Origin of the sequence: Pseudomonas sp. CFBP2511, from assembly GCF_030209255.1 — a bacterium.
Classification (GTDB): domain Bacteria; phylum Pseudomonadota; class Gammaproteobacteria; order Pseudomonadales; family Pseudomonadaceae; genus Aquipseudomonas; species Aquipseudomonas avellanae.
On record NZ_JARVSI010000017.1, the window covers coordinates 41,055 to 54,264 of the forward strand.

12 protein-coding genes are annotated in these 13,210 nt (G+C 59.2%); 8 read left to right on the forward strand and 4 right to left on the reverse strand.

Annotated features, from left to right (window positions below; translation table 11 throughout):
• The first annotated feature begins 187 nt into the window (after positions 1–187).
• Both QRN38_RS15010 and QRN38_RS15015 read left to right on the forward strand, forming a co-directional pair.
• Entirely contained in the window at positions 188–805 is a 618-nt protein-coding gene (locus QRN38_RS15010; protein ID WP_285362439.1) for a reprolysin-like metallopeptidase, read from the forward strand.
• Between the two features lie 255 nt (positions 806–1,060).
• On the forward strand, positions 1,061–1,693 hold the full coding sequence (locus QRN38_RS15015) for a zinc metalloprotease (protein WP_011105533.1): 633 nt from the start codon (positions 1,061–1,063) through the stop codon (positions 1,691–1,693).
• Positions 1,694–1,728: 35 nt separating this feature from the next.
• On the opposite strand, the gene QRN38_RS15020 is transcribed toward QRN38_RS15015, so the two are convergent.
• Entirely contained in the window at positions 1,729–2,640 is a 912-nt protein-coding gene (locus QRN38_RS15020; RefSeq protein WP_005768341.1) for a LysR substrate-binding domain-containing protein, read from the reverse strand.
• Positions 2,641–2,934: 294 nt separating this feature from the next.
• Between QRN38_RS15020 and aspA the strand changes: the two genes are divergently transcribed.
• The 3 genes from aspA to QRN38_RS15035 all read left to right on the forward strand — a co-directional run bounded on the left by aspA (position 2,935) and on the right by QRN38_RS15035 (position 7,127).
• A complete protein-coding gene (gene aspA / locus QRN38_RS15025; RefSeq protein ID WP_005739655.1) occupies positions 2,935–4,359 on the forward strand; it encodes an aspartate ammonia-lyase in 1,425 nt (474 codons plus the stop codon).
• A gap of 282 nt (positions 4,360–4,641) precedes the next feature.
• On the forward strand, positions 4,642–6,093 hold the full coding sequence (locus QRN38_RS15030) for an alanine/glycine:cation symporter family protein (RefSeq protein WP_007244998.1): 1,452 nt from the start codon (positions 4,642–4,644) through the stop codon (positions 6,091–6,093).
• A gap of 29 nt (positions 6,094–6,122) precedes the next feature.
• On the forward strand, positions 6,123–7,127 hold the full coding sequence (locus QRN38_RS15035; protein WP_054090618.1) for an asparaginase: 1,005 nt from the start codon (positions 6,123–6,125) through the stop codon (positions 7,125–7,127).
• 63 nt (positions 7,128–7,190) lie between these two features.
• Here the strand turns inward: QRN38_RS15035 and QRN38_RS15040 are convergent, their stop codons facing one another.
• The 3 genes from QRN38_RS15040 to pdxR all read right to left on the reverse strand — a co-directional run bounded on the left by QRN38_RS15040 (position 7,191) and on the right by pdxR (position 11,039).
• On the reverse strand, positions 7,191–8,063 hold the full coding sequence (locus tag QRN38_RS15040; RefSeq protein ID WP_005768336.1) for a bestrophin family protein: 873 nt from the start codon (positions 8,061–8,063) through the stop codon (positions 7,191–7,193).
• A gap of 147 nt (positions 8,064–8,210) precedes the next feature.
• Positions 8,211–9,422 (reverse strand): YeeE/YedE family protein, encoded by a 1,212-nt coding sequence (locus QRN38_RS15045; protein ID WP_057419132.1) that lies wholly within the window; start codon positions 9,420–9,422, stop codon positions 8,211–8,213.
• A gap of 54 nt (positions 9,423–9,476) precedes the next feature.
• Positions 9,477–11,039, reverse strand: a complete 1,563-nt coding sequence (gene pdxR / locus QRN38_RS15050; protein ID WP_057419131.1) for a MocR-like pyridoxine biosynthesis transcription factor PdxR — start codon at positions 11,037–11,039, stop codon at positions 9,477–9,479.
• A gap of 90 nt (positions 11,040–11,129) precedes the next feature.
• Between pdxR and QRN38_RS15055 the strand changes: the two genes are divergently transcribed.
• The 3 genes from QRN38_RS15055 to QRN38_RS15065 are packed head-to-tail and all read left to right on the forward strand — an operon-like array spanning position 11,130 to position 12,895.
• Positions 11,130–11,768 carry an FMN-binding negative transcriptional regulator gene (locus QRN38_RS15055; protein ID WP_057419130.1) on the forward strand — a complete coding sequence of 213 codons (639 nt, stop codon included), beginning with the start codon at positions 11,130–11,132 and terminating at the stop codon, positions 11,766–11,768.
• Entirely contained in the window at positions 11,765–12,211 is a 447-nt protein-coding gene (locus QRN38_RS15060; protein ID WP_057419129.1) for a GNAT family N-acetyltransferase, read from the forward strand. Before QRN38_RS15055 ends, QRN38_RS15060 begins: the two co-directional genes overlap by 4 nt.
• Before the next feature lie 15 nt (positions 12,212–12,226).
• Complete coding sequence (locus QRN38_RS15065; RefSeq protein WP_007244991.1) at positions 12,227–12,895, forward strand: GNAT family N-acetyltransferase; 669 nt, start codon at positions 12,227–12,229, stop codon at positions 12,893–12,895.
• Positions 12,896–13,210: the final 315 nt, after the last annotated feature.

A 13,210-nucleotide genomic window follows, 5' to 3' on the forward strand; every position in this document is an offset into this window, starting at 1 on the left:
GTCAGCGGCCGGATTCCTGACACTCAACCCATACGCCCTACACCACAAAGGCACTGAAACTACTGCTTGCAGCGCAAAGTGCGCCTGTTATCGCTGATGGGTATCTGCTTGACTGGTGCCGCGACAGTAAAGTCGCCACCTGAATCTGACTATCAAGGATGAGAACGTCACTATGAAAAACGTAAACGTGAAAACCACATTGAAAACATGTCTGTCTCTGGCCGTCTTTTTTTACCTGCCATTTGCAACTGCAAGCGGACCCAATCTGGGGCTGTTCCTGGTTATGCATGATCAGCTCACACAGCAGGAACGCGCCGATCTGAACGAGAGTTACTTGAGCCCGCTGATCGAACAGTTGACTGAGATCACCGGGCGTAGAGTCACCGTGATCTCCATCGCCAACGAACCCGGGATCACTGACTTCGACTATCGCGGGCTGGAAAAGGCCGACCTGATGACCAACCTGTCTTTCATCAGCGAGAAATATGCAGACGCGAAAAACCTGCCGCTCCCGTCAGAGCGGCATAAGTACGTGTTCCTGACATCCAATAAAATCAGCCCGTTGACACATGGGGTTTCGGCAACAAACTACAACGTCTCCATTGCGTCGCTGAAGAACTACAACACCCTGGCACACGAAGTCGGCCACCTGCTTGGCGCCACGCACGAAGCCGCAACCGGTTTCCCGTGCCAGACGACGATGTGGGGAGACTTCACGACCTCGATCATTCCCTGCTACTACTTCAGCGAAGCCAACAAGGCGCTGATTCGTAGTTACGTCGACGGCACACCTGCCGTTAACTGAGAAATCGCCTCGCTGCGCGCCGGTTCGGCGCGCACACCCCGTTGCAATGGGCCGCCGTTCAGTTTTTTACGGCCTCGGCTACCGGCACCTGCGACCTCATGAAATGCGTGGATTTGTCCTGCACCATTTTACAGCTGAGGACTACATCGACCGCTGACAATGCTGATTCACCCGACGCCGCGATTGCTATTAATTAGGGACATGACCTGCTTTGGGTCATGAATGCTAATTAACTACTCACGGACGAGTAAAAACATGTTCAAGACAATCGCAAGAACTCTGCTGTTAATCGCTACCTTCACGCTATGCCAGGCCGCACTGGCGGATGACACCTCGAAGCGCCCGCTGTTTTTCTTTCTGCTCATTCATGACGACGTAAAGGAAACCAGCGACAAGCGTCTCGTCGAGGACTACTTTGCCTGGCTCATCAAGGACCTGGAAAGCTTCACGGGTCGCCGCGTCCATTTACAGTTCATTCGCAACGTTCCTGACGTGACGGACTTTCAGTACAAGAACGAAAACACGGACCAGACCTATGGCGCATGGAGGAGCGAAATCAATCAGTATTTGAAGGAGCAAAACCTGCCGATCAATGGCACCAGCAAATACCTGTTGGTGACCCAAAGCAGGATGAATTCAACCACGGCTGGTTTCGCCACCCTCGGTGGGAATACCGGCATAGCCTCGCTGGAAACGTTTACCGCACCTGCACATGAGCTTGGCCATATGCTCGGCGGTACTCACGAACTCGCAGAGGTCATTTACAAAGGGGGCTGGTGGTGTGAAACCAATCTGGTAGCGACCCGCCAATCCGTACGTGCCAACTGCTACTTCTACAGCGACCAAAACAAGCAAAAAATCGTCGCAAACCTGAGTGAGTACCCCTGAATAAAGCGCGGGCCGCTTGCCAGGAGCGGCCCGCCTTACAATGACTCTGGTGGTGCAGCGCTTTCAAGCTTGCGCCACAGCAGACGCACATTGGCCTTGCGCACCAATGCGCAACGGTACAGACGAATCTCCAGCGGAACGTGCCATTGCGGCCCGCCACACACCACCAATTCACCGCGCGCCAGTTCGGCGCGCACACTCAACTGCGGCACCCAGGCGATGCCCAACCCTTCAAGCGCCATGCTTTTCAGGCTGTCGGCCATCGCTGTCTCGTAAACCGTGGTGAAGCGCAAATTGCGCTGACGCAGCAGCAAATTCACTGAACGCCCGAGAAACGCCCCCGTGCTGTAGGCAAGCAAAGGCACACTGGCCTCACCTTCCATATCGAACAATGGCCGGCCCTCGGCATCGGCGGCGCAAACCGGCAGCATCTCGGTATGCCCCAGGTGCAGCGAGGGGAAGATTTCAGCATCCATCTGCAACGCAGCATCAGGATCATAGAACGCCAGCATCAAATCGCAGCCGCCTTCACGCAATGCGTGCACCGCGTCACCGACGTTGGTGGCTACCAGACGAGTCGCGATGTTCAACCCTTCGTTACGAAGTTGAGCGATCCAGCGTGGAAAGAAGCCGAGCGCCAGCGAATGCGCAGCGGCAACCTGCATGACCTCGCCCTGCCCCCCTTCCAGATGATGCAGATGCCGCACCACCTCGCCCAGCTGTTCGACCACAGTGCGCGCCGTCACCAGAAACAACTGCCCGGCGGCGGTCAATTCCACAGGCGTGCGTGAACGGTTGACCAAGACCAGCCCCAGCGCGGCCTCAAGGCTGCGGATGCGTCGGCTGAACGCCGGCTGGGTGACGAAACGACGCTCGGCAGCCTGGGAAAAGCTGCGCGTGGCCGCCAGGGCACTGAAATCCTCCAGCCATTTGCTTTCCAGATTCATCAGGTCCTCCCGGACAATGAATGAAGGCCCTCGACAGGCATCCTTTTAACGACGCCTGTGGGACGAACGACAACTCGGCGCAGATACATGAACAATCGCTATTGATCAGCAGACACGGCACGGGCCGGGTGCGACATTTTGCCCTCTTTACGCACCGGATGTAATCCAGGTCACACCTGCATTATGCCGTTATTGCATAGCCCAGCGTTTAACAGCATTGGTCAATCAAGAACGGCAAGCCCACTATTCTTGGCGTTCCGGCATTGTCCGTGCCTTTTTGAGACTTTTTTTATCATGTCCTCGCCTGCATCATCGCGCATCGAAAAAGACCTGCTAGGTGTTCTCGAAGTACCTGCCAACGCTTATTACGGCATCCAGACCCTGCGAGCGGTGAACAACTTTCACCTTTCGGGTGTGCCGCTTTCGCACTACCCGAAACTGGTAGTAGCGCTGGCCATGGTCAAGCAGGCGGCAGCCGATGCAAACCATCAGCTTGGGCACCTCAACGATACCAAGCATTCAGCGATCAGCGAGGCGTGCGCCCGGCTGATCCGCGGCGACTTCCATGACCAGTTCGTGGTCGACATGATTCAGGGCGGCGCTGGCACTTCGACCAACATGAATGCCAACGAAGTCATCGCCAACATCGCGCTGGAAACCATGGGTTTCGAGAAGGGCGAATACAAACACCTGCACCCCAACAACGACGTGAACATGGCGCAGTCCACCAACGACGCCTACCCGACCGCGATCCGCCTGGGTCTGCTGCTGGGTCATGACGCCCTTCTCGCCAGCCTTGCCAGCCTGATCCAGGCGTTCGCCGCCAAAGGCGAAGAATTCAACCATGTGCTGAAGATGGGTCGTACCCAGTTGCAGGACGCCGTTCCAATGACTCTGGGCCAGGAATTCCGCGCCTTTGCCACCACGCTGACCGAAGACCTCAACCGTCTGCGCAGCCTGGCACCCGAACTGTTGACCGAAGTCAACCTGGGCGGCACTGCCATCGGTACCGGCATTAACGCCGACCCCGGCTACCAGAAGCTTGCTGTCGACCGTTTGGCGCTGATCAGCGGTCAGCCGCTGGTGCCGGCAGCCGACCTGATCGAAGCGACCTCCGACATGGGCGCGTTCGTACTGTTCTCGGGCATGCTCAAACGCACCGCGGTCAAGCTGTCGAAGATCTGCAACGACCTGCGCCTGTTGTCCAGCGGCCCGCGCACCGGCATCAACGAAATCAACCTGCCGGCGCGCCAGCCAGGCAGCTCGATCATGCCCGGCAAGGTCAACCCGGTAATCCCGGAAGCGGTCAATCAGGTGGCCTTCGAGATCATCGGCAACGACCTGTCGCTGACCATGGCAGCCGAAGGTGGCCAGTTGCAGCTCAACGTCATGGAGCCGCTGATCGCCTACAAGATCTTCGACTCGATCCGCTTGCTGCAGCGCGCCATGGACATGCTGCGCGAACACTGCATCGTCGGCATCACCGCCAACGAACAGCGCTGCCGCGAACTGGTCGAGCACTCGATCGGTCTGGTCACCGCACTGAACCCGTACATCGGGTATGAAAACTCCACCCGTATCGCCCGTATCGCGCTGGAAACCGGCCGCGGCGTACTGGAACTGGTCCGCGAAGAAGGTCTGCTCGACGACGCCATGCTCGACGACATTCTGCGACCGGAAAACATGATCGCTCCACGTCTGGCCCCCTTGAAGGCCTGACAGGGAATGACCTGCGCAACACGCTCACCAGATTGAGGGCCTAGACACCCCTCAATTTTTTGAGGGTCTGGGAGTGATTCTCCAGACCCTTTTTTTTGCCTGCTGCAAAGGGCTCAGATGCTTGACCCAGAGCCTGTGGCGACCTGCTTCCAAGCAGCAATCCGCAGGAGCATTCATTCATCGTCGCGAATGAAGAATCAGCCTCACAAGAAAGCGACTACAGACGTAAAAACTTTGCACCGGTATAGTGCGCCCCCTCAAAAGTAGCGAGGAATAACAAAAATGTTGGAAATGATTAACGACTTTCTCTCCGGTAAGGTACTGATCGTACTTATCGTTGGCCTGGGTAGTTACTTCACGATCCGCTCGCGTTTCGTCCAGTTTCGACACTTTTTCCACATGTTCTCGGTTTTCCGCGACAGTCTGCGCAGCAGCGCCGGCCAGCTGAGTTCGTTTCAGGCCCTGATGCTCAGCCTTGCTGGCCGCGTCGGTGCAGGCAACATTGCAGGCGTCGGCATTGCCGTGACGCTGGGTGGTCCGGGTGCCGTGTTCTGGATGTGGGTCACCGCACTGGTCGGCATGTCCAGCAGTTTCATCGAGTGTTCGCTCGCGCAGCTCTACAAGCGCAAGGACTCCGAAGGCCAGTTCCGCGGCGGTCCGGCGTATTACATCCAGCACGGTCTGGGCAAACGCTGGCTGGGTATGGTCATGGCCGTACTGCTGCTGGTGACCTTCGGCTTTGCCTTCAACGGCCTGCAATCCCATGCCGTGACCGACTCGCTGAAAAGCGCGTTCAACGTCGACACCAAAACCACCGGCATCTGCCTGGTTGTGTTGCTGGGTCTGGCGTTCGTCGGCGGCATCAAGCGCATCGCGGCAATTTCCGACCTGCTGGTCCCGGTCAAGACCCTGATCTACATCGCGGTCACCATCTACGTCATCGTTCTGCAGATCGACCACGTGCCCGGCATGCTGATGACCATCGTCAGAAGCGCCTTCGGCCTTGACCCGGTATTCGGTGGCCTGATCGGCAGCGCGATCGTGATGGGCGTCAAGCGTGGTGTGTTTGCCAACGAAGCCGGTCTGGGCAGTGCGCCCAACGTGGCGGCTGTAGCGCATGTAGAACACCCGGTGGCACAGGGCGTGGTTCAGGCGTTCAGCGTGTTCCTCGACACCTTCGTCATCTGCACCTGCACCGCCTTGCTGATCCTGCTGTCGGGTATCTACGACATCGGTTACGACGGCAACGGTATCGTGCTGGCGCAAAACTCGCTGGCCGCCGTGGTCGGCGACTGGGGCCGGATCTTCATCAGCGTGGCGCTGGCGTTGTTCGTCTTCACCTCGATTCTCTACAACTACTACCTGGGCGAAAACAGCCTGCGTTTCCTGTTCGGCGAGAAGATCCAGACCATCATCATTTACCGTATCGCGGTGCTGGTACTGATCATGTGGGGCGCTGTCGTCGACTTGAAAGATGTACTGGCCTTCGCTGACATCACCATGACCATGCTGGCGTTCGTCAACCTGATCGCACTGGCGATGCTGTTCAAAGTCGTCAAGCGTATCCTCAACGACTACGATGCGCAGCGTCGGGCAGGCATCAAGACGCCAGTGTTCGACTCCAGCCAGTTCCCTGATCTGGACCTGGACCGTAGCGCCTGGCCGGCCAACCCGAGCCGTCAGTCGACACACGATGCCGAACTGGCGGGCAAGCCTGCGCCTGAAGCCCGATAAACCACGCGACATTACGCCGGAGAAGACCCATGAGTCATGATGCACATCAACCCGCTCAGCGAGTCATGGTTCTTTACACCGGCGGCACCATCGGCATGCAGGCCAGCGCCAACGGCCTGGCTCCTGCCTCGGGGTTTGAAGCACGGATGGCCGGGCAACTGGCCGACCACCCCGAGCTGCGGGTGCCGCAGTGGCGCTTTCGCGAGATGTCGCCGCTGATCGACAGCGCCAACATGACCCCCGCCTACTGGCTGCGCCTGCGTGAGGCGGTGATCGAGGCGGTGGATGTCGAGGGCTGCGACGCGGTGCTGGTGCTGCACGGCACCGACACCCTGGCGTACAGCGCCGCCGCAATGTGCTTCCAGCTGTTGGGTTTCAGCGCGCCAGTGGTGTTCACCGGTTCCATGCTGCCTGCCGGTGTGCAGGACAGCGATGCCTGGGAAAACGTCAACGGTGCCCTGCTTGCGCTGGGTTCCGGCCTGGTGTCGGGCGTTCAGCTGTATTTCCACGGGCAACTGATGACGCCTGTGCGCTGCGCAAAAATTCGCAGCTTCGGTCGTCAACCGTTCGCGCCACTGCAACGCTCGCGCGGCGGTCATGCGGTGGTTTCGTTGCCTGATGCACTGGATTACCGACGAGCCAAGGCGCAAGCCAGGGTCGCTGTATTGCCATTGTTTCCAGGCGTCGGCGCAGCCCAGCTGGACGGGTTGGTCAACAGCGGTATCCAGGGTCTGGTACTCGAATGCTTCGGCAGCGGCACCGGGCCCAGTGATGATCCGCAGTTTCTGGCCAGCCTGGAGAACGCTCGCGCGCAGGGTGTCTGCGTGGTCGCGATCACTCAGTGCCATGAAGGTGGTGTCGAGCTGGATGTGTACGAGGCGGGAAGCCGTCTGCGCGGTGCAGGTGTGCTTTCCGGTGGCGGCATGACCCGTGAAGCGGCGCTTGGCAAGTTGCATGCGCTGCTCGGTGCCGGCCTGACCACCGAAGAAGTTCGGCGTCTTGTCGAGCTGGACCTGTGTGGCGAGTTGCGTTAAGCCGCGGTAGCTTTCTTCTGCTGTATCCGAGGCGCTCCGCACATGCGGAGCACCTCACCCCTCTTACGACGCTTTGCTTTCTTCCTGCGCGCCCCTGAGCATCGAATCCAGATTGCGCTCGATGTTTTCGCACAACGCATTCATCTGAATTACGTGCTCACTGGCACGGAACGGGCTCTGCAGGTCGGTGCCGATCTTCTCGATGGCCAGCAGCATGAAGCCCACCACGGTGGAGGCCAGCGGCGTGAACCAGCCCAGGGTTTCCACCAGACCAATCGGCACGATCAGGCAGAACAGCGTGATGAACAGCCTCGGGAAGGCCACATACGGATAAGGCAAAGGCGTGTTGGCGATCCGCTCCATGCCGCCTTGGCAGTTGGAGAGATCGACCATGGTCGACTCCAGACGCGCCAGACGAATACTGTCCAGACGCCCTGCCTGATACTCCTTGGCCAGCAGTGCAGCCGAGGTGTTGAGCAGGTCGTTGGGGAAGTTGTTGGTATCGCGACGGCGTTCAAATTCCTCGCGGGGGATCAGCATCTGAATCTCGTCGCCCGGTTCAACGCCCTTCAAGTGCGCGGACAGGCACTTCACGTAGGCCACATGGCGACGCAACAAGATGGCCTTGACCGGGTTGATGCCGTTGTCGTCTTCGACCAGGGTCAGAACCTGACGGGCGAAGCTGCGTGAGCTGTTGACCATCGCGCCCCACAGCGTGCGCGCCTCCCACCAGCGATTGTAAGCGCTGGAATTGCGAAAGCTGGTCAGCACCACCAGCGCCGAACCGAGCAAGGTCAGCGGCAACGATGGCAGGTTGATCTTGCGATCGAGAAACAGCATGAAATCGACGGTGACGATCACGTCCCAGATCAGCAGCCAGAACAGCGACCAACCGACGTAACCAATGGTTTTACCGAGAAAACGGACTTTTGACATGATCGTTTGCTGCAAAGGACTACCCCACGATAAATAAGCGAGCGCGCATTCGGACCGCTACTGCATGGCCTTTGAATGCCAATCCAGCAGATGGTTCGCAAACGGCCCGCTTTATCTCGGGGCTTTATCTCAGGGCCTTGGGGTTTCTTAACAGCCAGTCAGAGCCACTTGCGGGCGTTCGCCAGTGAAGAATATCGGCCGCAACCGGACGCCGATGACGTTACCGGCATGGGCCGCGACCAGCCACAGCCAGCCGTGCAGGCTGCCCGAAGCAATCCCGCTGAAATACGCGCCGATATTGCAGCCATATGCCAGACGCGAGCCATAGCCCAGCAGCAACCCGCCGATGACCGCCGCCACCAGCGAACGCGTAGGGATGTCCAGGCTCGGTGCAAAGCGACCGGCCAGCCCTGCTGCCAGCAAGGCACCGAGCATGATGCCGATGTCCATCACGCTGGTGATGTCTTCCCACACCGGTGCCGCCAGCGCCTTGGCATTCGCAGCGCTCTGCCAGAACACCCAGTTGCCGACGTCCACGCCTAGACCACTGGCAGCCTTGGCGCCCCACAACGCGAACGCCGAGGTGATCCCCCAGGGGCGACCCGCCAACGCCAGTGTCGCGTAATTCAGAAGCGCCAATGCCACAGCGCCCCAGACCAGAATCCACGGCCCACGCAACACGCGAGACAGACCGCGATGCTCAGTGGTCACCGGCGCTTCAAGCTGGCCATGACGACGCTTTTCGAGCTTCACGGTCACCAACGCAATCAAGGCAAACAGCGCAAGGTTCACGATCAGCGCAGGCAGCACGCCGAAGGTCTTGACCACCGAAACAGCCGGGAACGCAGGCAGCGCAAACCACCAGTCCACATGATGGGTAGCGATCAACGAACCGAGGATAAAAAACAGCAGCGTCACCAGCATGCGCGCGTTGCCGCCACCCGCAGTGAACAGCGTGCCGGACGCACAACCGCCGCCCAGCTGCATGCCGATGCCGAAAATAAATGCACCCACCACGACTGAAACGCCCACCGGTGCAACCAGCCCGGTGACAGGCTGGCCAAACAGCGTGCCCGCACCCAATGCCGGAAAAAACAACACCACGGCCACCGCCAGCATGACCATTTGTGCGCGCAGGCCCGCGCCACGCCGCTCACGGATGAACACCCGCCACGCCGAGGTGAAGCCGAATGCCGCGTGATACAGCGTCACGCCCAGCGCGGCACCGACGATCCACAGCATCACCTGGCGAGTGCCGACACTGAGCAGCAGAAACTGGGCGCCCATCAGCAGCAGGAACAGCGCAGCCAGCGGCGCGCCGAACTTGCGGCCGGGTGTTGCAGAAAGAGAGTTGTTCATGGGTATCTCAACGACAAGTTGCAGAAAGTGCAGAGTATACGGGGTACTGCCGACCTACTCCGGCCAGACCATGCGCAGCCTGTTCAACGCATCCGCGATGGCGGGCTCAGGCACAGCGGCGAACCCAAGCACCAGACCGGCACGGTTATCCACAGGCTCGTCGGAATCGGACAGCCAGTATCCACTCAATGGGCTCATCTCGACGCCAACGCTTCTGGCTTTGGCAATCAACGCTTGCTCGCGCGCAACGCTGTCGACCTTGACCATTACGTGCAGGCCCGCCACGACTTTGGGCATTGCCGCGCAGCCGGGAACGTCGCCAGGCCAGCCGGCCAACAGCGCATCACGACGACTCAGGGCCGCACGACGCATGCGGCGGATGTGTCGCTGAAAATGCCCTTGGGCAATGAATTGCGCCATGACCGCCTGCACGCCGATCTCGGTATGGCGCATGTCCACCGCCTTGCGCTGGCTGAACGGACGCACCAGATGCTCGGGCAGCACCAGATAGCCCAGGCGCAGCGCCGGGAAGACAATCTTGCCGAACGTCCCGACGTAAAGCACTCGCCCGTTCTGATCGAGCGCAGCCAAGGGTGCCAAGGGCGACCCGCTGTAGCGGTACTCGCCGTCGTAATCGTCCTCGACGATCCAGCTCTGGTTTTTCTCGGCCCAGGCCAGCAACTCCAGACGCCGGGCCAGGCTCATGACCACGCCTGTAGGGTATTGATGCGAAGGCGTAACGTACGCCAGCCGACAGTCCGTCTGCTCAAGGTCGGCGCAACGCATACCCTCGCTGTCCACCGCTACACCCTGCAACCGCGCACCCGCCAGTGCGAACGCGTGACCTGCCGCGCGATAGCCCGGATTTTCCACTGCAACGCCCTCGCCTGGCGTCACCAGCAGCTGTGCACAAAGGCTGATTGCGTGCTGCGCGCCACTGGTGATCACAATTTGCTCAGCAGTACAGCCCAGCCCTCGCGAGGAGCGAAGATACGCCGCAACCAGCTCTCGCAGCCGCCACTCTCCCGCCGCAGCGCCATAGCCCAGTTGATCGAGATTTGGCTTGCGCCAAAAAGACGCATACAGCTTGCCCCACAAGGCGAACGGGAAAAGGTCAAACGCGGGAACCCCGACCCTAAAGGCCTTGGGCCGGTCATCCGGGGGCTCATTGAGGTGGTGCTTTTCAACCCGTTGCAGCGCGGGGTTGTGGATAACTTGATTCGGCAGATTCTGCGTGTTTTCAACCGCAAATGTGGACAAACCTGTGCATAACCCTGTGTGCAAACCTGTGGGTAAGTTGGTGGATAGTTTTCCGGGAGCATTGCGCTGAAGCGCAGCGTGACGTCCGGCCAGTTGCGCGACGTAAGTGCCATCGCCAACGCGCCCTTCAATGAAACCTTCGGCGTATAGCTGATCGAAGGCGCGCATCACACTGTTGCGAGAAATCGCCAGCGATTTTGCCAGATCCCGACTGGCCGGCAGGCGCATGCCGCTGCTCAGGCGTCCGTCGAGGATTTGCCGACGCAGAATTTCATACAGCTGCTTGCTAAGACCTTGGCCTGGGTCCAGTTCGATACCGATAAGCGTGGGTGGAAACGCAACGCGGTCTGCCGACATTAGATTGGCTCTGTGAAATCTATTGAAAATGGATCTTACAACAGACCAATAGCTTGCCTAGGATTCCCTCATCAGCCGAGGAAAATCGTTATGTACATACCCAATGCCTTCAGGGAAAGCGATACAGACAACCTTCAGGAGCACATGGACAAGACTCGCCTGGCCATTCTGGTCACCCAAGGTGACGACGGCCTGCACGCGACCCACCTGCCGCTGCTTTTGCGTAGCGATGAAGGTCCGTATGGCACGCTCTACGGGCACATGGCCAAGGCCAACCCGCAATGGCAGCAACTGAATACCGACGCCGAGGCAATGGTGATTTTCCCGGGTGAAGATGCCTACGTGAGCCCGTCGTTCTACCCGAGTAAAGCGGAACACGGCAAGGTCGTGCCGACCTGGAATTATCTGGCCGTGCACGCCTATGGTCAGGCTGAGTGCTTCACCGATCCCGACCGGCTGCATCAACTGCTCAATGACCTCACCGATCGGCACGAGTCCAGTCGTGCCCAACCGTGGTCGATCAACGATGCGCCCGCGGACTACATTGCAAAGATGCTCGGCGCCATTGTCGGGTTTTCCATTCCCGTGCAGCGCCTGCAAGGTAAACGCAAACTCAGCCAGAACCGCAGCGCTGAGGATATGGCCGGTGTACGCGACGGTCTTGGCGCAAGCCATCTTGCAAATGACCAACAAATCGCTCGCTTGATGAGCGGATGGAGACCTTCATGACCGACGTCCGGATTCGCCCCGTCGCTGCCGACGATCATCAGGCCTGGCTGCCGTTATGGCAGGCCTATCTGAGTTTTTACAAGACCGAGCTGCCCGAAGGCGTGAGCGAGGTCACCTGGCAACGCTTTCTCGACCCCAGCGAGCCGACTCATTCGGCACTGGCCTGGCTGGATGGCAAAGCGGTGGGCATGGTGAACTTCATCTATCATCGCTCCAACTGGAGCATCAACAACGCCTGCTACCTGCAAGACCTGATCGTCGCCCCCGAGCAGCGCGGGACGGGCGTAGGCCGGCAGTTGATCGAGTTTGTCTACGCCACGGCCAGGGCCGATGGCTGCGACAAGGTGCACTGGCTGACCCATGAAACCAACGTCACGGCCATCCGGTTGTATGGGCGGATTGCCGATCGCGGCGGGTACATCCAATTTCGTAAAGCACTCTGAAACAGGAAGTGATTCATGTCGGACATCATGCTGGACTGGCAAGCCGCAGAGCTGCCCACTGATAAAACGCTCGCCGGCCGGTTTATTCGCCTGGAGAAGCTCGATACTTCACGTCACGGCGATGACTTGTGGGCCGTGCTTCAAGGCCCGGATGCCGACCTCAAGTTGTGGGATTATCTGCCTTACGGTCCTTTCATCGAACGCGTTGACTTCGACACATGGCTGACCGGGCATCAGGCGGCCTCCGACCCTTGGTTCTACACCGTGATCGATCAACAGACCGGCAAAGCCGAAGGCGTTATCAGCCTGATGTCGATCTTCGCCGTACATGGCCGAATCGAAATAGGTCACGTCACGTTCAGCGCCGCCATGCAACGCACCCCCAAAGGCACCGAAGCCGTTTACCTGCTGGCCAGGGAAGCCTTTGCGCTGGGCAATCGACGTGTGGAATGGAAATGCAACGCCAACAACGCTCGTTCCAAACGCGCTGCCGAGCGATTCGGTTTCAGCTACGAAGGTACCTTTCGCCAACACATGGTGGTGAAAGGCCTGAGCCGAGACACCGCGTGGTATTCGATGCTCAACAGCGAATGGCCTGAACGGCAAAAGGCATTCGAGCACTGGCTGGCTGTGGATAACTTCGCAGACGGTCAGCAGATCAAAGGGCTTGAAGCGTTTCGATGAAGGAACACCATTATCGTGCGACGCTGCATCAGCATGGCGCTCGAAAAACCACCTCGGCATGCCGTTCTGGACACTCTGCGTCCTCTTCGCGACGCAGAGCGTCGAGAGCTGCATTCCCACGCGGGAGCGTAGGGAACGATAATCCTGACTATCGTGCTGAAATTCTGTGTCGGTATGCTGATCTCAACTATCGTGCGACGCTCTGCGTCGTCATGCCGTTCCGGACGCTCCGCGTCCTCTTCGCGACGCAGAGCGTCTATAGCTGCATTCCCACGCGGGAGCGTAGGGAACGATAATCCTGACTATCGTGCTGAA